This is a genomic window from Streptomyces scabiei 87.22, from assembly GCF_000091305.1.
Taxonomy (GTDB): Bacteria; Actinomycetota; Actinomycetes; order Streptomycetales; family Streptomycetaceae; genus Streptomyces; species Streptomyces scabiei.
The window spans coordinates 9,220,510-9,242,599 of the sequence record NC_013929.1; the positions used below are offsets into that span (position 1 = coordinate 9,220,510).

General features: G+C 74.8%; 11 protein-coding genes. 4 read left to right on the forward strand and 7 right to left on the reverse strand.

What is annotated here, in order from left to right; translation table 11 throughout:
* Positions 1 to 280: 280 nt before the first annotated feature.
* The 3 genes from SCAB_RS39785 (at position 281) to SCAB_RS39795 (ending at position 3,768) form a co-directional block, all read left to right on the forward strand.
* Positions 281 to 1,624, forward strand: a complete 1,344-nt coding sequence (locus SCAB_RS39785) for a hemolysin family protein (protein ID WP_037726504.1) — start codon at positions 281 to 283, stop codon at positions 1,622 to 1,624.
* Positions 1,621 to 2,643 carry a CNNM domain-containing protein gene (locus tag SCAB_RS39790; protein ID WP_037726503.1) on the forward strand — a complete coding sequence of 341 codons (1,023 nt, stop codon included), beginning with the start codon at positions 1,621 to 1,623 and terminating at the stop codon, positions 2,641 to 2,643. The genes SCAB_RS39785 and SCAB_RS39790 overlap by 4 nt, the downstream gene beginning before the upstream one ends.
* 129 nt (positions 2,644 to 2,772) lie before the next feature.
* Positions 2,773 to 3,768, forward strand: a complete 996-nt coding sequence (locus SCAB_RS39795) for an ion transporter (protein WP_013005712.1) — start codon at positions 2,773 to 2,775, stop codon at positions 3,766 to 3,768.
* 61 nt (positions 3,769 to 3,829) lie between these two features.
* Here the strand turns inward: SCAB_RS39795 and SCAB_RS39800 are convergent, their stop codons facing one another.
* The 5 genes from SCAB_RS39800 to SCAB_RS39820 form a co-directional block, all read right to left on the reverse strand.
* Positions 3,830 to 5,794, reverse strand: coding sequence for an SWIM zinc finger family protein (locus tag SCAB_RS39800; protein WP_013005713.1), 1,965 nt, complete (start codon positions 5,792 to 5,794; stop codon positions 3,830 to 3,832).
* Positions 5,791 to 9,510: a vWA domain-containing protein gene (locus tag SCAB_RS39805; RefSeq protein WP_013005714.1), complete on the reverse strand. Its 3,720-nt coding sequence runs from the start codon at positions 9,508 to 9,510 to the stop codon at positions 5,791 to 5,793. Before SCAB_RS39805 ends, SCAB_RS39800 begins: the two co-directional genes overlap by 4 nt.
* Positions 9,507 to 10,667, reverse strand: a complete 1,161-nt coding sequence (locus tag SCAB_RS39810; RefSeq protein WP_013005715.1) for an ATP-binding protein — start codon at positions 10,665 to 10,667, stop codon at positions 9,507 to 9,509. Before SCAB_RS39810 ends, SCAB_RS39805 begins: the two co-directional genes overlap by 4 nt.
* 90 nt (positions 10,668 to 10,757) lie before the next feature.
* Positions 10,758 to 15,665, reverse strand: coding sequence for a DNA-binding protein (locus SCAB_RS39815; protein WP_173402949.1), 4,908 nt, complete (start codon positions 15,663 to 15,665; stop codon positions 10,758 to 10,760).
* On the reverse strand, positions 15,662 to 16,528 hold the full coding sequence (locus SCAB_RS39820) for a DUF4132 domain-containing protein (RefSeq protein ID WP_037726501.1): 867 nt from the start codon (positions 16,526 to 16,528) through the stop codon (positions 15,662 to 15,664). The genes SCAB_RS39815 and SCAB_RS39820 overlap by 4 nt, the downstream gene beginning before the upstream one ends.
* Positions 16,529 to 17,047: 519 nt before the next feature.
* On the opposite strand from SCAB_RS39820, the gene SCAB_RS39825 reads away from it, so the two are divergent.
* On the forward strand, positions 17,048 to 18,277 hold the full coding sequence (locus tag SCAB_RS39825; RefSeq protein ID WP_037726500.1) for a PP2C family protein-serine/threonine phosphatase: 1,230 nt from the start codon (positions 17,048 to 17,050) through the stop codon (positions 18,275 to 18,277).
* Between the two features lie 35 nt (positions 18,278 to 18,312).
* Here the strand turns inward: SCAB_RS39825 and ligA are convergent, their stop codons facing one another.
* Both ligA and SCAB_RS39835 read right to left on the reverse strand, forming a co-directional pair.
* Positions 18,313 to 20,406: an NAD-dependent DNA ligase LigA gene (gene ligA, locus SCAB_RS39830; RefSeq protein ID WP_041670155.1), complete on the reverse strand. Its 2,094-nt coding sequence runs from the start codon at positions 20,404 to 20,406 to the stop codon at positions 18,313 to 18,315.
* A gap of 142 nt (positions 20,407 to 20,548) precedes the next feature.
* Positions 20,549 to 22,003, reverse strand: coding sequence for a glyceraldehyde-3-phosphate dehydrogenase (locus tag SCAB_RS39835; protein WP_013005720.1), 1,455 nt, complete (start codon positions 22,001 to 22,003; stop codon positions 20,549 to 20,551).
* Positions 22,004 to 22,090 lie beyond the last annotated feature (87 nt).

Consider the following 22,090-nt stretch of genomic DNA (forward strand, 5'->3'; position numbering starts at 1 on the left):
CGCATGCCTCACTCGTCGAGGCGCCGTGCACGTGATCGCGTACGAGAAGGGTCCGGTCCGGGCGGTTGGCTTCTGCTGCAGGGAAGGAGTGCCGCGCCGGGCGGGAGGTGATCGCGGTCGGGAACGAAGATCGGGTCAGAATCGTTCACGTGCTGCACATCTACTGAAGGAGCAAGCCCGTGTCCGCCAGACAGACGGACTCCCCGGGGCACAGTCCCCGACCACCTCGCCGAATCTCGGCTGATCGATCCGATCGCGGCACGCGACGAGGTGGTGCTCGATGAGTGCCGTGAACGCCGTGACGGGCCTGCTGGCCGTCCTCGTCCTCACCGCCGGCACCGGCTATTTCGTCGCCCAGGAGTTCGCCTACGTCTCCGCCGACCGGCTCGCCCTCGCGCGTGACGCGGCGGCGGGCGACCGGCGGGCCGCCCGCGCCCTGACCGTGCTGGAACGGCTGTCGTTCATGCTGTCCGGCGCCCAGCTGGGCATCACCGTCACCGGCCTGATCGTCGGCTTCATCGCCGAACCGTCCGTCTCCGCCCTGCTCGAACCGGCCCTGACCGGCCTCGGGGTCCCGGAGGGCGCGGTCGGCGGGATCTCCGTCGTCCTCGCGTTCACGGCGGCCACCGTCGTCCAGATGGTCCTCGGTGAACTGGCACCCAAGAACCTCGCGCTGGCCGTCCCCGAACGCCTGGCGAAGTCCCTGGCCGCCTCCACGCTCGCCTACCTGAAGGTCGTCGGCCCGGTCGTGCACGTCTTCGACGGCGCCGCCAACCGGCTGCTGCGCAGGGTGGGCATCGAGCCCGTCGAGGAACTGCACCACGGCGCGACCCTGGAGGAGCTGGGCCACCTCATCGGCGAGTCCCACGAGCAGGGTGAACTGCCCAAGGACACCGCCGAACTGCTCGACCACGCCCTGGAGTTCTCCGAGCGGACCCTCGACGAGGTGATGGTGCCGAGGGTGGCCGCCGTCTTCGTCCGCGACGACGCCTCCGCCGCCGAGGCGGTCGAGCTCATCGCGAGGCACGGTCACTCGAACTACCCGGTGCTCGGCGACCACCCGGACGACGTCACCGGCGTCCTCGGCGTGCGCGAGCTGATGCGGCTGCCCGCCGGACCCCTCACCGCCACCACCGCGGGCGCCCTCGCCCGCCGCCCGCTGCTGCTGCCGGACACCCTCCCGCTGCCGGACGCCGTGACACGGATGCGCGAGCAGGACGACGAGTTCGCCGTGGTCCTGGACGAGCACGGCGGCCTCGCCGGCATCGTCACCTACGAGGACATCGCCGAGGAACTGGTGGGCGACATCGCCGACGAGTCCGACACCGTCACCGAACTCGCCGTCGCCGACGGCACCGGCTGGCTGGTGGACGCCGGGCGCCGCCTCGACGAGATCGCCGACGCCACGGGCCTCCACCTGCCCGAGGAGGAGGACTACGACACCGTCGCCGGACTGGTCGTGGACCGGCTCGGCCGCTTCCCGGCGATCGGCGACCGGCTCGCCGTCGACCTGCCCGACGGCGGACGCGTCGCCATCGACGTCACCACGCTCGACCGGCACGTACCGGCCCGGGTCCGCCTGGAGCGGCTGCCCGTACGTGAGCGCGAGGAGGAACAGGCATGAGTTTCCCCATGGCGCTCTTCGTCACCGTCCTGCTGCTGATCGGCAGCGGGTTCTTCGTCGCCGCCGAGTTCGCGCTCGTGGCCGCCAAACGCCATCGCATGGAACAGGCCGCCGCAACCGGGCAGCGCGGCGCCAAGGCGGCCCTCGCCGGCATGCGCGAGCTGTCCCTGATGCTGGCCGGCGCCCAACTCGGCATCACGGTCTGCACCCTGGGCCTCGGCTCCGTCTCCAAACCCGCCATCTCGCACGAACTCGACCCCCTCCTGCACGGCCTGGGCCTGCCCAGCGCCCTCAGCTACGGGGTGGCGTTCGTCGTCGCCATGGTGGTCGTGGTGTTCCTGCACATGGTGGTCGGCGAGATGGCGCCCAAGTCCTGGGCCATCGCCCACCCCGAGCGCTCCGCGATGCTGCTGTCCCCGTCCTTCCGGGCCGTGGTCAGGGCCGTACGACCGCTGATCGGAGTGCTCAACCGGGTCAGCAACGCACTCGTACGACTCTGCAAGGTCACCCCGCGCGACGAACTGACCTCCGTGCACAACCGCGAGCAGCTCACGCATCTCGTCGAGGAGTCGCAGCGCCTGGGGCTGATCAGCGAGACGGACTCCGCGCTGATCACCCGGTCGCTGACGGAGCCCGCGACCCCGGTGCGCGACCTCGTGGTGCCGGCCGCGGAGATCAACGCGGTCGACGCGGACGCCGACGCCGAGGCCGTGCTCCGCGCCGCCGCCGCGCACGACCGCACCCGCCTCCTCGTCCGCGCCGGGGACGGCACCGTCCTCGGTTCGGTCCACGCCCGTGACGCCCTGGTCGCCCGGACGAAGGGGCGCGCCGTCACGGCACGGACCCTCGCCCGGCCCGTACCGGGCCTGCCGGACGACGCGACCGTGGCCGACGCGATCGACGTCCTGCGCCGGCACCGTGCCACCCTCGCCGTCGTCCACGACGACTCGGGACGGCCGTCCGGTCTCGTCACCCTGGACGACCTCCTGGCGCGCTATCTGCAACCCCGGGCCGCCTGACGGCCGCCCTCGGCGCAGCACACGGAGACCGTGCTGTAGAAGTCTCCTGGAGCGTGATCGTTCCAACGGTCCCGCCGGCCGCCCCGGCCGGCGGGACGTCGCGCTGCGCGAAGGAGCAGGTACAGCAGGATGACCGACCCGCACGACCGTACGACCACGGACCGGCGGCCCCTCCGCCCGGCGCTCGCGGAACGGGCCCGCGACGTCACGGAGGCCCGCTGGTTCGGCGTCACCGTGTTCGCCCTGATCCTCGCCAACGCGGCGCTGCTGGGCGTGGAGACGTACAGCGCGCTGGTGGCGGGCTGGGGCACCTGGTTACGCCTCGCCGAGCACGCCTTCCTGGTCGCGTTCACCGCGGAGATACTCGTGCGTGCCTGCGCGCACGCCGACCGCCCCCGTGACTTCCTGCGCGATCCGTGGAACCTGTTCGACCTGGCCGTCGTGGCCTCCGCCTTCCTCCCCTTCGCCCGCGACAACGGCACCGTCCTGCGGCTGTTGCGCCTGGCCCGCGTCCTGCGCACCGCCCGCTTCCTGCCCCAGCTGCGCGTCTTCATGGTCGCCGTGGGCCGCAGCCTGCCCGGCACCTTCAGCTTCCTTCTCGTCGGCGCCCTGGTGCTGTACGTCTACGCCATGGTGGGCTGGGTGTTCTTCGCCGAGCACGACCCCGAACACTTCGGCTCCCTCGGCCGGGCCGTCCTCACTCTCTTCCTCCTCATGACCCTGGACGGTCTCGGCGACGCCGTCCGGGCCGGCCTGGAGATCTCCCGCTGGAGCATCGTCTACTACGCCTCCTACGTCCTGTTCGCCTCCTTCGTCCTCGTCAACGTCCTCATCGGCGTCGTCATCAGCTCCCTCGACGAGGCCCGCGAGATGGAACGGGAAGAGGAGGAGCGGGCGCGTGCCCAGGCGGAGCGCACGCGCTCGCAGGCGGAACCGCTCCCCATGCCGGGTCCGGCGCGCCCGGCCGTCGAGGGGCACACCGGCGACGAGCGCGAACTCCTCCTCCGCGTCCTGGCCGCACGGCAGGCCCTCGACGCTCTCGAATCCAGCCTCCAGCGGCGCTGTCCGCCCCTCCCGCACCAGCAGACGGGGGAACCGGTGCCGGAGCCTTCGGGCCGGGTCTGAGTGACGTGCCCGCCCCCGGTCGGGAGAGACCGGGAGCGGGCACGGCGGGCGGGGTCCGCGGTCAGGTGCCGGAGGCCGCCGGCTGCCAGGTGGCCTGGACCAGGGCGCGTTCGGTGGCGGCCAGGTACACCGCCGTCGCCAGCCAGGCGCGGGCGTAGGGGGCCGGATCGGGATCGGTGACGCGGCCGAAGACGTCCCGGGAGCGACGGTCGGCCTCCGCGGCGAGCGCTCTCGACAGGTCGGCGGCCGCGTGGAACCCGCTGCGGCGCAGGGCCGCGCCCGCTCCGTTCCGGTCGCCGTCCCGGGCCGGTTCGGCGACCGCGCGGCGGCCCCCGGAGACGGCGACCTCGACCAGCCGGCGCAGCCGCCACAGCGGGGCCTCGGCCAGCGGGTCGGCCGGGTCGCCGACGAGACCCTCCGGGGCCGGCAGGGAGCCGGGCGGCGGGAAGTGCGCGCCCTGGAGGCGGTCGTACCCCAGGTCGGCGTGGCCCTGCCAGTCGTCCGGCAGCCGCAGCGTGGACTCCGCGTCCGGGGCCGGGCCGACCGCGAGGGGGCGGAGCGTGGCGGCCCGGTCGGGTTCGAGCCGGCCGAGGACGCGCAGCCGCAGACCGGGCCGGGCGGCGAGCTGACGGAAGTTGGCGGTGTGGGCGAGGTCCGGGTGGCCGTTCGCCGGAGTCAGCCGGACCAGGAGCCCGTCACCGGTCGATGCCCCGCCGGGCGACACCTCACGGGCGAGCAGATGATCGCCCGCCGCCCCGACGAGGACCAGGTCGCAGCCGATCAGCCGGCGGGCCGTCCGCTCGGCCTGTTCCGGATCGGTTCCGGGGGCGACCGCGAGCCGTTCGGCGACGGCCTCGGCCAGCGGCCGGGCGAAGAGGGCGGCGAGCGGTCCCGACGTCCACGACAGGCCGGTGAGCGGCGTGGCCCGTACACCCTTGCCGGAGCCGAGGCGGCCGTCCGGGGAGAGGGTGGCGCCGGAGACCAGCAGGCCGCCCCGCGAGAGCCCGGCGTGGTCGAGGGTGCCGGAACCTAGCGCGACGGTGGCCGTGCCGGCGCCCCGGGCGCGCGCCGGGCCGCCCGGCCTGACGTCGGCGATCGAGAACCAGTCACCCTCGTCGGAGACGAGGTGGGTGACGACACCCCCGTAGCCGGTGGCCGAGATCACCGGCTCCCGGCACACCCCGTGCACCCGCAGGCTGCCGCCCGGCCGGTAGGCGCGGCGGGCGGTGCCGACGAGGCCCGGGTCCGGGTCCGCCGCCGACAGCAGGCCGGTGGTGAGCAGCAGTTCGCGCACGTTGGCGACGAGGTCGGCCAACCGGTGGCCCTCGTGCCGGGCGCGCGCGCCGCGCAGACCGCGCACCACCCGCAGGGCGGCCGCCTCGGCGCGGTGCAGCCCCGCGAGCCGCGCGGTGTGCGCGGCCCGCAGCAGCTCCGCCTGCGGCACCGCGCCCGCACCCGGGACCCCGGCGGCGAGCACGGCCGCGGTGGCGGCCCAGAGCCCGGCCGCGGCTGCGGTCTGGGCGGGCGTGGGGGGCGCAGCCGCGGGGGTGTGGGGCGTTCCAGGGGTGCCGGTGCCGGTGCCGGTTCCGGTGGCGCTGTTGTCCGCTGCGGAGCCGCCGGTGGTGGTTGCGTCGTCGGAGCCGCCGGGGTCGGGGGTGCCCGTCCCTGCCGGACCGTCCGTTTCGGTGACCGCGTCGGCCGCGGCCCCGTTCGTGCCGACGCCCTCGGCCTCCGTGTCGGCCACCGGGCAGGCGCTCAGCACCGCGGCCCGGTGCAGACAGCGGGGGGCGAGCAGGCAGCTGCACACGGCCCGCTCGGCGTCGGTGACCGTGCCGGAGGGTCCGGGAGTGAGCGTCACCTCGGCGTCCTCGCCGCACCGGACGCGCAGGGCCGCGCCGTCGGCCGTGACGGGCAGGGCCGCGTACGTCTCGATCGCGGCGTCCAGCTTCTTGCGCAGCCGTGAGGTCAGGGTCTCGACGGCGGCGGCGACCACATCGGGCGCCGCCGGGGGCAGTTCGGCGTTCATCGGGTCTCTCCGCGGAGGCGGTCGCCCACCCAGCGGGCGAGGGCGAGGGGACTGAGGGCGGCGACCGGCATCCCGGCCGCGACGAGCTGCTGGGCGACGGGCACCGAGTAGCGCGGGGTGCCGGTGTCGTCCAGGGCGGCGCAGCCCATGAGGTGCACCCCGGAACCCGCGAGGGCCCGTACCTCGCCGAGCAGCCCGCCCAGCGGGTAGCCCTCCTCGAAGTCGCTCACGACCACGACCAGGGTCCGGCTGGGGACGGTGACCAGGGAACGGGCGTGGGCCAGTCCCGCCGCGATATGGGTGCCGCCGCCGACCCGCACCTCCAGCAGCAGCGACAACGGGTCGTCGACCCGGTCGGTCAGATCGATCACGTCGGTCGAGAAGGCCAGGAAGTGCGTCGACAGCGTGGGCACACCGCCCAGCACGGCCGCCGTCAGCGCCGACCAGATGACGGACGCCTCCATGGACCCCGACACGTCGACGACGAGGATCAGCCGCCAGTCCGCCTCCTTGCGGGACCGGGTGCTGAACACCGGCCGCTCCGGCACCACCACGGTCCGGCCGTCCGCCGTCCGGCGCGTGTGGGCCAGGTTCGCCCGCAGGGTGCGCGGCAGGTCGAGCCGGCCGCCGGGGCGGCGGGTCGGGCGCGGGGTGGCCAGACCCGTGAGCGCGGGGCGCATCCGGGTGGCCAGCTCCTTCGCCAGCTCGTCGACCAGACGCCGGACCAGCGGGCGCAGCCTGGCGAGCTGCTGCTCCGGCATCCCTCCGGCGAGGGAGAGCACCGAGGTGAGCAGGTCGACCGAGGGACGGACGGCCTTGGGGTCCAGCTCGGCCAGGACGTCCGTACGGCCCTGGTCCGCGGCCCGCGCCAGCACCTCCTCACGGACCTCCGCGCCGAACAGCGCGTCCAGCTCCTCGGCCCACTCCCGGGCCGTGGGGAACGACGTGTCCTGACCGCCGGCCCGGCTCCGGCCGCCCTCCCGTCCCAGGTCCGAGGAACCCTCGCCCCGGCCGGTGCCGTACAGCTCGTCCAGGGCGTGCGCGTACCGGCGGGCACCCTGCGGCAGCTTCTCGCTCTCCCGGCCGAGGAGCAGCCGCCAGCGGTCGGCGGGGGTGAGGTGGAGGAGGTCCGGCGCACCCGGCTCCGCCGGGGCTACGGGGGCCGCCGGGGCGGCGTGCGTCTCCGGAGCCGCGGCGTCGGCCACGTCCTCGGGGCGCCCCACCGGTTCCGTGCGGGCCGGCAGCCGCAGCCGGTCGACGGCCGCCAGGCCCGCCCTGTCGGCCGCCGTCCACAGCGCGAGGAGTGCCGGTGACGCGCCGAGCGACAGGTCCAGCCGGTCGCCGAGGCGTTCGGTCACGGTGTCGAGAAGACGGTCGCGGCCGGCCGGGGTCAGCGTGTCGAAGCCGCCGCGAAGCGCGGGCAGCCGGTCCAGGAACCCCTGGTCGGTGAGCGTGTCGATACGGTCGAGCAGCGGGTCCAGTGCTTTCGGCGCGGACTGGAGGAGAGGGGCCGCGCCGCTGAGCAGACCGCTGAGCCGGCGGGCCAGCGCGAGCCGGCCGTCGGGGCCGGTGGCCGTGTCGATCCAGCCCGCGGCACGCTCCCCGAGTGTGTCGGCGGCGTCGAGGTCGAGCAGGACGCGGGCGGCCAGCGCCGCGCCCTGGACCAGCGGGGAGCCGGTGCGCGCGAGGGTGCCCAGGGCGTCGTCCATGCGCAGACCGAGGCGGTGGTCACCGGCCCGTGAGGCGAGCGCCACGAGCGCGGCGGCGTCCTCCGGCCGGTCGCTGCCCGCGAGGCCCGGCAGCGCGCGGACGGCCGCGTCCAGAAGGTCGACGGCCAGCTCCGCCGCCGACAGCCTGCCCTCGGCGGTGGTGCCGGGCAGATGGCCCCGCCGCAGTGCCTCCAACAGGTCGAGCGCTTCGAGGAGTTCGGGGAGGGTGGCCGCCGCCGGGAGGACGGCGGCGGCGTCCGCCAGGCGGTCGGCGACCAGCGCGGGCAGGTCGCAGCGGGCCGCCGCGCGGAGCCCGGCGAGCACCAGGGCGCAGGTGGGCCCGCCGTCCGCCGACTCCCGGCGGAAGGTCTCCCGCAGCGTGCCCTCGGCGGCCAGGCCCGCGGTCACGCCCCGTATCCCGGCCAGGTCCAGCCGTACGGGGACCGCGGGCGTCCAGGACAGCCGCCACCGGGTCGTGAGCGCCGTACCGTCGCCCGTGCCGGCCACCTCCACGGCCTCGCCGTAGCCAGCGCCGCACACCGCGAGACGCTGCAGCAGCGTCTCGCGGCGGCTGTCGAGGGCCGAGCGGAGCGGGTCCAGGCGCAGTTCGCGCGAGGCGGGGTCGTCCGGGCCGGGCAGCCGCAGCGCGGCCAGCTCCGCCTCCACCGAGGGGCCGAGGCCGGAGCGGGGGGTGCCCGGCGCGATCCGGCCGCGGTCGGTGCCGACCAGGACCACGTCGAGGGCCCGGGCGAGGGCACGGCCCCGGCCGAGCGGTTCGCCCTGGCCCATGACGGTCGTCAGCGCCTCCAGGACCTCGCCCCGGCCGGGGGCGGTCAGCCCCCGGAGGCTGGCCAGGTCGCAGGCCATCCGCAGCGTCTCGGTGGCTTCCCCGGTGCCCGCGGTGTGCCCGGCGGCGCGCAGCTCCCGGCACACGTCGGTGATCGCCCGCGCGGCGGCACCGCGCAGCAGCCCGGGGTCGCCCCCGGCCGTGAACACCGCCTGCTGCCAGCGCGGGTCCCGGATGCCCGCGGGGTACCCGGAACGGGAGTCCAGCAGGTCGAAGGCGTACGGGACCAGCGAGGTGACGACGGACGGGTGCTCCGCGACGAGCCCCGTCGCCGGGGCCCGGCCGGCCGCACCGGACGTACGCGGGACCGGCGCCCCGCTTCCGCCCTCGGCCGGGCCGTCGGCCAGCCCGTCGGTGAGCGCCGGGGCGTGGAAGGCGCCGATCACGGCCGCGACCCGGCGGCCCCCCGCCGCCGCGCGGGCGACGGTGTCCCGCATGTGGGTCTCGCGGGCCAGGTCCACGGACGGCACGCCGCCCGCCGACTCGGCATCGCGGCGCAGCGCCCATCCCACGCCGAGCGCGGCACGGCGGATCGCCTCGGGGGCGCAGCCGGGGGCGAGCACCTCCACGCACCGGTCCCACAGGTCGTCGCCGTCGCGCCCCGTCCCGGCGGCGGTGAGCGCGGCCGCGAACGCGGTGGGCGGGGCGGAGGGAGCGGCGGCCTCGGCGACCGCGCTCCGCGTGTCGGCGGGCGGGGCGGGGCCGTCCGCCGGTGCGGCGGGGCCGTCCGCGGGTCCGGCTGCCGGGCCGTTCGCGGGCGGTGCCGGAAGAGCCGGGCCCGGGCCGGGTCCGTCCGCGCTCCACGCCGGATCCGACATCGGCAGGTCGCAGCAGATCACCTCCACCCCCCGCTCACGCGCCCAGCGGAGCGCGGCGAGTTCGGGGGAGAAGTCGGCGAACGGGTAGAAGCCGAGCCGTCCGCCCTCGCTCGCCCCGGCCAGCGCGACCGGTGCCAGGGTCCCGGGCGCGGCGAGATGGGGGAGCCACTGCTGGAAGTCGGCCGGCAGCTCCACACACACGACCTCGGCGCCCGAGGCGTCCAGCAGGGCGGGTACGGCCGCGGCGAGGGCCGGGCTGTGGTGCCGTACCCCGAGCAGGTACGGCGCGGCGGAGTCGGCGAGAGCCGTGACGGCAGCCCGCGGGTCCTGAGTGGTCGTCACCGAAGGTTCTCCCGCAGGTCCCACAGGCGGCGCCACATCGCCGAGCCGTCCTCGGCGCGGCGGCGCACCGGGCCGTCCCAGTAGCCGAGCAGCCGGGCGTGGTCGGCCGGGTCGTCCTTGCGGACCACACCCAGCAGGTGTCCGGGGACGAGGTCGAGGGCGTCCCCGCCGGGCAGATAGGCGGCGGCCACCCCGAGCGAGGCCGCGACCTGCACGGCCTCGGCGGTGGACATCACCGTGCCGGGACGCTCCACGTCCCAGCCCTCGGCGGAGCGCCCTTCGCGCAGATCGCGGAAGACGGTCACCAGTACGTCGAGCACGGCGTCGTCCACGCCGAAGGCCGCGCCCGCCCGCTGCACGGCCGCCTCCGCCTGCCGCCGGACGAGGGCGGTCTCGGCGTCCACGTCCGCGATCGGGTGCACGGTCTCGAAGTTGAAGCGACGCTTGAGCGCCGCCGACATCTCCGAGACGCCCCGGTCGCGCAGGTTGGCCGTGGCGATGACGGTGAACCCGGGCGCGGCCGGGACCTGGGCGTCGTCCGTGCCGGACAGTTCGGGCACGCTCACCCGCCGGTCGGACAGGATCGACACCAGCGCGTCCTGCACCTCGGGCAGACAGCGGGTGATCTCCTCGACCCGCGCCACCCGGCCCGAGCGCATGGCGCCGAGGACGGGCGAGTCGACCAGCGCCTGCGGGGTGGGGCCCTGGGCGAGCAGCAGGGCGTAGTTCCAGCCGTAGCGGAAGGCGTCCTCGGTGGTGCCCGCGGTGCCCTGCACGGTCAGCGCGCTGGTGCCGCACACGGCGGCCGACAGCAGCTCGGAGAGCATGGACTTGGCCGTACCGGGCTCGCCGACCAGCAGCAGGCCCCGCTCACCGGCCAGGGTGACCACGCACCGCTCGACCAGGGCGCGCTCGCCGACGAACTTGGGCGCGATCACCAGCTTCTCGGGCAGCGTCTCGTGCGGCTTGGGCAGCTTCAGGGTCTCGCCGCCGCTGCCGCAGACGAAGGTGACCACCGCACGCGGGGTCAGCCGCCAGCCGGGCGGGCGGGGGCCCTGGTCGTGGGCGGCGAGGAAGTCGAGTTCGGTGGCGTGGCGCTCCTCGGCGGGCAGGGTCTGCCGGGCCGGGAGGGCCGTCGCCGTGTCGGTCGGGGTCATGGATGTCCTTGCTCGGTGGGTCGGTGGGTCGGTGGGTCGTTCTCGTGTGCGGGTGCCGGGGGCGCCCCGCAGCGGGGCGCCCCGGGCCGGTCAGCGGCGGCGGCCGCGCCGTACCTTCAGTTCCTCGAACCGGGGCGCGTCGCCGTCCTGGACGCGCTGCCAGGCCCTGCGGTACAGCTCGGCGGCCGGTGCGGTCGGCACGATCACGCCGAACGTGGCGTGATCGTCGGTCATCAGCTCGCCGAACAGCGGCAGCTTCCACCGCTCCAGCGGCAGACGCGGCGCCTTCGGGTCGACCCAGGCGCCGGGCAGGAACAGCGACCGCCCCGCCCGGGTGCGGCTGGCCTCCACCATCAGCTCGCCCCCGGCCAGTTCGGCACGGGCCGCCTTGAGCCGGGCCGGCTTCCACCCGGTCCAGCGGGCCGTCATGCGGTCCGTCGGGTCGGGCATGGCGAGCAGCATCAGGTAGAGCGTGGCGGCGTCCTCACCGATGCCGTACTCCTTCGCCACCTCGGTGACCAGGTCGGGCACCGAACGGCTCGGGTCCTGCGGCCACCAGGTGCCGTCCGCGGCGCGCTCGCCGGCGAGCGGTGCGCCCGGGTCGTCGAGCAGGGCCGCGAACGGGGCGGAGCGGGCCAGGCGCAGCGCCACCTCGGCCGCGTAGGGCCGCTGATCGTCCACCCGCAGCGCGGGCAGGTAGGGGTCCTGGCCGGCCTCGTCGAGCAGCGCGACCCGGACGCCCGGCGACGGCTGGTCGTCGTGGGTGGCGAGGACGACGGCGCCGTACCGCTCGAAGCCCTCACCGGTCTCGGTCGGGGTGCCGGCCGTCTTCCGGAACTGGGTGAGGCTGACGTACCGCCCGAGGTCGAGCACCAGCCCGGGGTGGGCGAGCCGCTCCCGTACGGCGGTGAGCGCGACGGGCAGCGCGGCCCGGAGCGGGTCGCCCGCGGGCAGGCGGTGGGCGAGCCAGGCGGCCAGGCCGACCGAGCCGACCAGGGTGTCCGCCGTGAAGCCGACCGCGTCGTCCGTCACCGGCCGGACCCGGTCGCCCTTGACCGCCCAGTCCAGGTCCTGGGTGAGCCGCGGCTCACCGGCCGGGTGCAGCAGCGCGGGCAGGGCCTCGCGCACGTTCCACCGCGCGTGCCTGACCGCGCGCAGCGCGTCGGCGAGCACGTCCTCCGGCACGGCCGTCCGCCTGCCGACCTCGCTGTTCCACAGCTCGGCCGCGGCGGCCGCGTTCGGTCCGTCGCTCCACAGACCGGCGGGGTCGTCGGGCAGCAGCGCGCCGACCACCGCCGCGCGGACCGCGCTGTCGACACTCTGGAGTTCGTCCTTGGCGACGGCCGCGGGGGCGGCCTTGACCCCGAGGGCCTGGCGCGCCTCCGTGGTCAGGAACGTGCGCTGGTACACGTCGACCCCCGGAAGCCCGGCCACGAGCAGCCTGGCCACCGTGTCGGTGACCCCGGTCAGCCGGGCGAACTCCTCGGCGGCCTCGGGGAACCAGGGCGCGGGACCGCGCGCGGCCAGCTCCGCCAGGAACCCGCCGATCCAGGGCGCGTCGCCCGCCACACCCAGCGGGGTGGACTTCTGGAGCGTGTAGGGCTCCGGCGTCTCGAACCGCTCCGCCGGGTCGTGGAAGTACCCGCGGAAGGTGCAGCCGTCGTTGTCCGGCGAGCCGTGCTCCACGATCGCCAGGAACGCGCCGCCGCCCAGCGGCAGGAGTCCGTCCCAGGAGCCCTCGCGCCAAGCGCCCGACGGGGTGCGCAGCTGGTCGGCCCCCAGCCGGACGGTCACCTCGCGCCAGCGGGTGGACGCGCCGTCGTTGCCGAGGCCCAGGGCGTCGAGCCGTTCGAGCAGCGTCCGCAGCACCTCGCGGTGGTCCTCCGTGGTGGTGAGGGCCGCGGCCCGGAACGCCAGGGCGCACACCCGGTCGATCAGCGTCGGCAACTCGGGGCGCCCGGCCGGCAGCCCGGTCCCGTCGAGGTGGAGGCGTACGGCGCGCTCCTGCGGCACGGCGGTCCCGTCGAGCCCGGCGGCCCTGGTGAGGGTGCGCAGGGCACGGAAGACGGTGTCCGCCTGGTCGTCCCGGTGCCACCAGTGGCCGGCCGATCCGCCGACGCCGCTCAGGGCCTGCTGGAGCACGGTGTCCGCCGGCCCGGCGGGTCCCTCCTCCTCCAGGCCCCCGTCGAGCGCCCGGGTGAGCCGTGCCGCGGCACCGTCGAGGACGGCCTGCTGGCCGGCCGCGTGGCGCACGACTCCGGCGATGCCCGCGACGAGCGCGTCGTGCGTGACCGGCAGCAGCGCGCGGATCGCGGTGGGCAGCGCGTCCTTGTCCTCCTCGGCGGCGGCCGCCAGCAGGGCCTGCGTGGTCGCCCCGTCGATGCGGCGCAGTGCGGCGGAGCCCTCCGGATCCCGGGCGGTCATGCACTCCCAGAACTGCACCGGCGGCAGCAGCAGCGTGCCCTCGCCGAAGACGCCCGGCGTACGGTCCGTCTTCGCGACGGAGGTGACGACGCCGTCGGTGTCGAAGATCTCCAGCTGCCAGCCGTTGCGGACGACGGCACGGGCCCGGTCGTCGCCCGGGAACACCACGAGCGCGGCCGCCCGGCCCCGGCCGGCGGGCAGGGTGACGCTGTGTCCGGCGAGGTCCTCGGTGCGCCGGGAGCCGTCGGGCAGCCGGATCGTGCGGATGCCCACCACGCCGTCCACGGGAGCCGAGGCCGGGGTGCGGCCGACGGTCGGGGAGGGGCCGAGCCAGCCGCTGTCGTAGGTGCTGCCCTCGGGGGCGTCGCGCAGCGCGTCGGACAGGAACGCGGGCAGGCTCCGGCGCCCGCGCGTGTTGGTGGCCGGGTCGTACTCGTGGAAGCCGTGGGCGTCCCGCTCGCCCTCCGCGTGCCACACCCAGTACGAGGCGCCGTCGAAGAGCAGCCACCGCTCCTCGGGGACCGTGGTGTCCCCGGTGTGCAGGACGCCCGCGCCGGTGGCCCGGCCGCCGCCCGGCAGGGGGAGGGTGAGCCGCAGGTCGGCCTTGTACCAGTCCATCTCGGTGCCCCGGGTGCCGCCCGGGCCCTCCATGGTCCGGGGGCTGTCGGCGCGGGTGTGCCAGTAGCCGCGCAGCCCGTCGTTGCGGGACCGCCAGTAGACGAGCAGTTCGCCGTCCACGTGGTGGAAGCCCGGGTCGCCCCAGCGGTCGTTCGCCGGGATGCGCAGGTCGTGGGTGAGGAGGGTGCCCTCCGCGCCGATCACGCGGGCCTGGGCGCCGCCGGCCACGACGAGATGCGGCCAGGCGTCGGCGACGATGATGTCCTCGACGTCGTTCTTCGGGACGAGGCTGGCGGTGGCGTCCTCCCAGGCGGGCCAGCCCAGTTCGTCGAAGAGTCCGGCGCGCAGGGTCCGCGCCAGCACCGGTGCCAGGTCGGTGGCGACGGCCGCGCGGACCTCGTCCTCGGCCAGCGCCAGCGCCTCGGCCGGCAGCCACTTCAGCCGGGTGAGGGCGTCGGGCAGCTGGGGCAGGCCCACGGCGGTGAACCGCCGCACGACCCCGCTCACCCAGCGCGCCAGCAGCGGGCGCCCGCCCGGGGAGGCGGCCAGCACACGGATCGCGCGCCGCCCGGAGTCGTCGTCGCCGAAGCGGTCCGCGCCCAGCAGGAACGCCTCGTGGAAGCGGGAGTCCGCGCTCAGCGACAGCAGTTCGCGGTGGCCCTCACCCGGCGCCCACTGCTCCAGCGGCAGCGACGTGGCCTTCGCCGGCGCGGCCACGGGCACGTCCAGGGACAGCAGCAGATCTATCAGGTCGATGTCGTGCGTGACCGTCAACTCGCGCTCCGAAGAAGCAAGTTCGGTCCGCAGCCGGTCCGCCGCCCGTTCCACCAGCGGGTACAGCTCGGGCATCCGGGTGGAACCGCGCCAGGACCGCGCCCGCTCCCGGAACACCAGGAACCGCTCCAGCCAGCCCGCCGTACCGTCGTGCGGGCGCTGGTCCGCGGGCAGGGAGCCGTCCCACAGCGCGGCCGTGGCGCCGGAGACCTCCAGGAGGTCCAGCCACATCCCGGGCAGGTCCTCGTCGGTGGACGAGGGGAGCGTGTCCAGCAGGGTGCCGCGCACCCTCGGCTCACGCGCGGCCAGCGCCACCAGCGCCGTACGGTGGCCCTTCCACCAGCCGGCCGCCGCGCGCAGCGTGGACGGCAGGGCCAGCAGCTCGGCCAGATAGTCCTGTTCGGTCACGTCGGCGTCGAGGCCGGCGGCGCGGGCCAGCCTGCGCAGGTCGTTCGCCATCTGCGCCGACGGCGGCAGACCGCCCGCCGTGCGGCGCAGGCACAGCCGGGTGAAGCGCCGCAGCGCCTCCTCGGCGGGGACCCGCGCGGCCAGCTCCTTCGCGTAGGCCGACAGCACCTTCACCGGGAGCGCGCCGGCCAGCGCGAACTCCAGGAACACCGCGTCGAGCCGCTCCTCCTCGACGACCAGCCCGTGCTCCGCCTCGGCCTTGCGGGCGCGGGTGAACAACTGGGCCGCGTAGGTGGCGTTCTCCTCCCCGAGGAACACCCGCCCGGCCTGCTCGTAGAAGGTCGGCAGGAAGTGCGGTACCGACGCCGCGAGCCGGTCGCCCAGCTCCAGATACGCGTCCATGGCCGCCTTGGGCTTGGTCCGGGCCTGCCGGGCCGCCCGCTCCAGGTCCGGCACGACGCCCAGCGCGTGGTGACCGTCCGCCGGGTGGTGCACCAGCACCCACTCGGGGAAGCCCAGCGACTGCCGCAGCCCGAGCCCCACGACCGCCGGCTCCGCGTCCTGCTCCAGCCCCAGGAACCCGGCGGCCAGATCCTCCGCCGCGCCCAGCTCCCCGGCGACCAGCCGTACCACCACCCGGTCGTCCAGACCCGGATGGCGGTAGGTCCGCGCCGTCAGCGGCACCGCCCGTTCCCCGGCCCCCTCGGTGTCGGCCGGCAGCACCCCGCCCGCGGCCAGCATCTCCTCGTACGACACAGCCTCGCCCCCGTTCATGCGTCCTTGCCCTCCTCGATCACGCGCCCGGCGTGCAGCGCCGAGGCCATCCGCATCCCCTCCGACCAGGCCACCGGACCCACGTCGGCCAGCGGCAGGGCGCGGCCGTCCTGGTCCTGCCAGGTCAGGCTGCCGGTCTCCACCTCGTCGTCCCAGTACGGCTCCCCGATCCACACGGAGGCCTCGACGGTGCGCTCGCCGTCCCGGACGCGGGCCGTGGCGTACCCGCCGGAGACGCGGTACCCGAGGGAGGTGGCGCGGGCGGCGAGGGCGAACCGGGAGCGGAATTTACCCCCGGTGAAGTCCCGTACCTGGGTGGCCTTGGCGGCCAGGTCCGCCGGCCGGCGCCAGGTCGCGCGGTGTATCTGCTCGACGCGCTGGACGATGCCCAGCTCCGCCGCGAACTCCCGGATGTCGTCGAGGTCCGGCAGCAGCACCGGGTGCGGCAGGGTCACCGTGCGCGGGGAGAGGCGGACCGTCTCGCCGTCCAGGTTCACGACCCGCAGTTCGCCCGAGTCGGTGGCCCCCCGCAGGAAGCCGACCTCGTCCGGGTCGTCGCCGACCACCGCGAGGTCCCGCAGCGCGGCCTGCCACGCCTCGTCCGGCCACACCCGGGCCAGCAGACCGGTGGGTACGGGCAGTGACGACACCATCCAGGCGTCCACCTGCGTGACGCACGCCGCCGCGTGCCGATCCAGCCATTCGGCGAACCGTCGCAGCCGGTCCACCTCCGGGTGGTCCTTCAGCGCCTTCGGCAGCGACTTCAACTGCCTCCCCGCCGCCCGGCCCGAGGTGGCTCGCGCCGCCACCCGCCCCTCCACAAGGGCGACTTCATACCCGTCGCCCGCCGACAGCCAACCCACGTACCCCAGCCCCTAGCGTCAATTGCACAGGAAGAAAGCACAGTTCAGCCGGGGAATCCCGGCCCACGTGCGACCATGTGCGGAACGCTAGCGGCAGCCACTGACAATCGCCGAGGGGCCCCTCCCGAGAAGCCTCCCGCGACGCGCCGGGAGCCCCCGACGGCGAGCGGGCGCACGACAGGATCACCCCGGCGTCCGGCAAGCCAACCGAAGCGGGTGCGCCGCCGCATCCGTAGTCCTACGTAACCGGAGTACGTATTACCGGCCAGTCACCGGGGCCGGCGCCGGGCCGCCGTCGTACCGCCGTGCGCGCTCACCCTCCGCAGCGGCGCGGGGTGGGGTGAGGCTTCCGCCCGGCCATGGCGCGGTGCCGCACCGTGACCCTTCCCGTACGCCAGGGTCCTATATCGCACAAACGTGCGTTACCTGTGGGTTTTCCTGGAACGGGACCGCGCCCTCGGGGCCGTGGGCTCCTATGGTGGGGATCACGGAACGGCGACGGACGCTGAGGCGGCGACCATGACGGACACGGCGAACGACTATGCGGCGGTGTTCCAGGCGCTGCCGGGCATGGTGGCGCTGCTGACACCCGACCTGGTGTACGCGGACGCGAACGAGGAGTTCCTGCGGTTGTCGGGGCGCACCCGCGAGCAGGTGGTCGGCCGGTACCTCTTCGACGTGTTCCCCGACAACCCCGCCGACCCCTCGGCGAGCGGGATGCGCAATCTGGCCGCCTCCCTGCACCGGGTGGTGGAGACCGGTGAGCGCGACGCGATGGCGCTCCAGCGCTACGACGTGGAGTCGGTTGAGCGGCCGGGGGAGTGGGAGGAGCGGTACTGGAGCCCGGTGAACGCGCCGATCCTCGGCCCCGACGGCAAGGTGGTCCTCCTGATCCACAAGGTCGAGGAGGTCACCGAGCTGATCCGCGCCCGCGAGCGCTCCCCGGGCGACCGGGCCAGCGTGCTGGAGGCCGAGCTGTACACCCGCGCGCGCGAGCTGCAGGAGGTCAACGAGCGGCTGCGCGAGGCGCACGCCCACGAGCGGGAGGTCGCGCTCGCCCTGCAGACGGCGATGCTGCCCGCGCCCAACCCGCTCGGTCACCACCGGGCGGCGGTGCGCTATCAGCCGGCGACCGACGCGCTCAACGTGTGCGGCGACTGGTACGACCTGGTCGACCTGACCGGTGTCGACCGCATCGGCATCGCCGTCGGTGACGTGGTCGGACACGGCCTGGCCGCCGCCTGCGTCATGGGCAAGCTGCGCAGCGCGCTGAGCGCCGCGTCCCTGGTGGCGGACGGTCCCGCACAGGCCCTGGACGCGCTCGGCCTGTACGCCCGCTCCGTCGACGGCGCCGAGAACACCACGGCCGTGCAGACCTGCGTCGACTGGGACACCCGCACCATCACCTACAGCAGCGCCGGGCATCTGCCGCCCGCGCTGCTGTGCCGTGACGGCGAGGTCGTCTTCCTCGACGGGGCCACCGATCCCCCGCTCGGCGCCCGCCCGGAACACACGCTCCGGCCCGAGGCCACCGTCGCCTTCACCGAGGGCGACCTGCTCGTCCTCTACACCGACGGCCTGGTCGAACGCCGCGGCGAGGACATCGACCACAGCCTCGCCCGTCTCGCCGACGCGCTCACCCGCCACCGCCGGGTCGGCCCCGAACCCCTCGCCGACGCCCTCCTGCTCGATCTTCTCCCCGCCGGCCGTGCCACCGACGACGCGGCCCTCGTCATCCTCCAGCTCTGATCCCGGCCGCCCCCACGGCGATCGCCCCGAGGCGGTCAGTCGAGGAAGTCGGCGACCAGCGCGGCGAACTCGTCCGGGCCGGCCAGCCGGACGCCGAGGCTCTCGGCCCTGGCCCGCTTGGAGCCGGCGTTCTCGCCCGCCACGACCAGGGAGGTCTTCTTGGAGACGCTGGAGGAGGCGCGCCCCCCGGCCCGCTCGATGAGTTCGTTCATCTGGTTGCGGCTGAGCTTCTCCAGGACGCCGGTCATCGCTCCCGTGACCACCACGGCCATCCCCGCGAGCGGCCCGCCGGCGCCCTCGGCGCCCTCCTCCGGCCCTTCCGGGTCGCCGGCCGGGGCGGGCGGTGTGGCGCCCGGCTCCGTCATGTTCACCCCGGCCGCCACCAGCTTGTCGATGAGCGGGGCGAGTTCGGCCAGCTCGGCCACGATGGACGGGGCCTTCTCGGTGCCGATGCCCTCGACCCGCTGGATCGCCTCGGCGTCCGCGGCGCGGATGTCGTCCATGGTGGCGAAGTGGCGGGCGATCCGGCGGGACATGGAGCGCCCGGTGCCCCGCACGCCCAGCGCGCACAGCACCCGCGACAGCGGCCGCCCCCGGGCCGTGTCGAGCGCGGCGAGGAGGTTGTCGGTGCTGGTCTCGCCCATGCGGTCCAGGCTCAGCAACTGCTCCCGGGTGAGGGCGAACAGATCGGCCAGATCGGCGACCAGTCCCGCCTCGACGAGCTGGACGACCCGGGTGTGCCCGAGCCCCTCCACGTCGAGCTGGTCGCGGCCCACGGCGTACGAGAGGGAGGCGACCAGATGGCAGTTGCGGCCGTTCTCGCAGCGCCAGCGCTGTTCACCGGTGTCGATGCCGGAGCCGCATCTGGGGCACACCTCGGGGAAGACGATGGGCTGTTCGTCGCCGGTGCGCAGATGGGCGACGGGGGCCTCGACGCGGGGGATGACGTCACCGGCGCGGTGCACCATGACGTGGTCGCCCAGGCGGAGGTCACGGCGGGTGATGTCCGCCGGGTTGTGGAGGGTGGCGTACGTGATGGTGGAGCCGTCGATCTCGACGGGCTCCAGTACTCCGCGTGGCGCGATGATGCCGGTGCGGCCGACGTTCCACTGCACCTCCAGCAGCCGCGTGATCTTCTCGACGGCGGGCAGCTTGTAGGCGATCGCCCAGCGCGGGGCACGGGTTCCTGACCCGGCGGCCCGCTGGTCGGCGGCCAGGTCCGCCTTGATCACGATTCCGTCGATGCCGAACGGCAGCTCCGCCCGCAGCCCGGCGATCTCCTTCACCCGGTCCAGGACCTCCTCGACCGTGGCGGCGGTGACACCGGGGACGGCCGTGCTCGCGGTGGTGTTCACCCCCAGCCCGGCGGCCCGCGCCATCAGCTCGCTGTGGGCCAGCTCGCCCAGGCGGGCGGCCGAGTCGGCGTCCGTGCCGGGCAGCGCCAGCAGTCCGTACCCGAAGAACGTCATCGGCACGGTGTACGCCCGTTCCCTGGCGCGCAGCGTGCCCGCCGCGGCGTTGCGCGGATTGGCGAACGGCTGCCCGCCGTGTTCGGTGCGCACCTCGTTGGCGTGCTCGAACTGGGCGGTCGTCATGAGGACTTCGCCGCGCACCTCGACCGTCACCGGCTCGGCCAGCTCCCGCGGCAGCCCCTCGATGGTGCCGATGGCGTGCGAGACGTCCTCCCCGGCCGTCCCGTCGCCCCGCGTGATCAGCCGCGTGAGCCGCCCCCGCGTGTACCGGGCGGCGACCGCGAGCCCGTCGAGCTTCGGCTCCACACCGAACCGTTCCACGTCGTGCCCGATCCGCCGGGCCAGCGACGCCGTCCACGCCGTGAACTCCTCGGCGGAGAACACGTTGTCCAGGCTGAGCATCGCGACCGTGTGGGGCACGTCCCCCTCGACGGCTCCGCCGGCCACCTTCCCGGTGGGCGACTCGGGCAGGACCTGCTCGGGATGGGCCGCCTCCCACACCGCGATGCCGCGCACGAGCCGGTCGTAGGTGTCGTCGTCCAGCGCCGAGGTGCCGCCGGTGTAGTACGCGGCCGAGGCCCGGACCGCGTCCTCGACGGCCTGGGCGTAGGCGGCGGCATCCACGATCACTGCAGCTGAAGTCGTCATGGGAGCCATCCTGCCTCCCACCACTGACAATGCCCCGGCGTCGGCCCGGAGGGCCGGCTCCGGCGCCGCGCCCCAGGGGTCCGGACGCGCCGCGGGCCGGACGGGGGGTCCCCCGTCCGGCCCGCGGCCCTCGGTCCCGTGTCCCGGTGGATCAGACCGCCGGGGAGGGGTACGTGGGGTACTCCACGCCGGAGACGTGCTGGACGACCCGGATGACCTGGCACGAGTAGCCGAACTCGTTGTCGTACCAGAGGTAGAGGATCGCGTTGTCGCCGTCGACCTTGGTGGCGCCCGCGTCGACGATCGAGGCGTGGCGGGAGCCGATGAAGTCGCTGGAGACCGAGTCGGGGGCGTTGGTGAAGTCGATCTGGCGCTTGAGCGGCGAGGTCAGCGAGACGCCGCGGAGGTAGTCGACGACCTCGTCGCGGTCGGTCTCCCGGCCGAGACGCAGGCTGAGGATCGCGATCGAGACGTCCGGGACGGGCACGCGGATCGAGCTGCCGGTGATCGGCGCCTTCAGGTCGGGCAGCGCCTTGGCGACGGCGGAGGCGGCACCCGTCTCGGTGATGACCATGTTGAGCGGCGCGGACCGGCCCCGGCGGTCGGACTTGTGGTAGTTGTCCAGCAGGTTCTGGTCGTTGGTGAACGAGTGGACGGTCTCCACGTGACCGCGCAGCACACCGAACTCGTCGGCCATCGCCTTCAGCGGCGGCACGATCGCGTTGGTGGTGCAGGACGCGCAGGACAGGATCCGCTCGTCCGGCTTGATCGTGTCGTGGTTGACGCCGTGCACGATGTTCGGGACGTCGCCCTTGCCGGGCGCGGTCAGCACGACCTTGTCGATGCCGGGGCGCAGGTGGTTCGACAGCCCCGCGCGGTCGCGCCACTTGCCGGTGTTGTCGATGAGGATGGCGTTCTTGATGCCGTACTCGGTGTAGTCGATCTCGGACGGGTCGCCGGCGTAGATCACCTTGATCTCGTTGCCGTTGGCGTTGATCGTGCTGGTCGCCTCGTCGACGGTGATCGTGCCCTGGAACTGGCCGTGGATGGAGTCCCGGCGCAGCAGGGACGCCCGCTTGACGATGTCCTCGCCGGCCCGCTCACCCCCGCCGCGCACCACGATGGCGCGCAGCCGCAGGCCGTTGCCGGAGCCGGCCTTCTCGATGAGCAGGCGGGCCACGAGGCGGCCGATGCGGCCGAAGCCGTAGAGGACGACGTCGCGTCCCTCGCTGCCCTCGATCTTGTTGGCGCCCGTGGCGCCGGCGACGGCCTCCGCGGTGAACTCCTCGACCGACAGCCCCCGGTCGTCGGCCCGGTGGGCCTCGGCGAGCAGACCGATGTCGATCTGGGAGGGGCCGAGGTCGAGCGAGGTGAGGGTCCGCAGGAACGGCAGGGTGTCGGTGACCGACAGCTCCTCACCGGCGATCTGACGGGCGAACCGGTGGGTCTTCAGGATGCTGACCACCGACTTGTTCACCAAGGAGCGGCTGTGCAGCAGGATCGTCACGTCCCGCTCACGGTGCAGCTTCCCGATGATCGGGATCATCGACTCCGCGATCTCCTCGCGGTTCTTCCATTGGGTGAACGAGTCCTCGTTGACAGTCACAAGTTTATCTTTCGAGCTAGGCGGCGCTCATATGCTAACCACCCCGCTCGGAGGAGACGAACGAGGGGTGCGGGAAGCGCGCGGTCG

What these genes read in the sequence shown, in the direction of transcription:
- ligA (WP_041670155.1), bottom strand. Translation starts at nt 20,406, where the DNA reads ATGGCTCCCATGACGACTTCAGCTGCAGTGATCGTGGATGCCGCCGCC.
- SCAB_RS39800 (WP_013005713.1), bottom strand. Translation starts at nt 5,794, where the DNA reads ATGAACGCCGAACTGCCCCCGGCGGCGCCCGATGTGGTCGCCGCCGCC.
- SCAB_RS39825 (WP_037726500.1), top strand. Translation starts at nt 17,048, where the DNA reads ATGACGGACACGGCGAACGACTATGCGGCGGTGTTCCAGGCGCTGCCG.
- SCAB_RS39795 (WP_013005712.1), top strand. Translation starts at nt 2,773, where the DNA reads ATGACCGACCCGCACGACCGTACGACCACGGACCGGCGGCCCCTCCGC.
- SCAB_RS39815 (WP_173402949.1), bottom strand. Translation starts at nt 15,665, where the DNA reads ATGAACGGGGGCGAGGCTGTGTCGTACGAGGAGATGCTGGCCGCGGGC.
- SCAB_RS39810 (WP_013005715.1), bottom strand. Translation starts at nt 10,667, where the DNA reads ATGACCCCGACCGACACGGCGACGGCCCTCCCGGCCCGGCAGACCCTG.
- SCAB_RS39785 (WP_037726504.1), top strand. Translation starts at nt 281, where the DNA reads ATGAGTGCCGTGAACGCCGTGACGGGCCTGCTGGCCGTCCTCGTCCTC.
- SCAB_RS39790 (WP_037726503.1), top strand. Translation starts at nt 1,621, where the DNA reads ATGAGTTTCCCCATGGCGCTCTTCGTCACCGTCCTGCTGCTGATCGGC.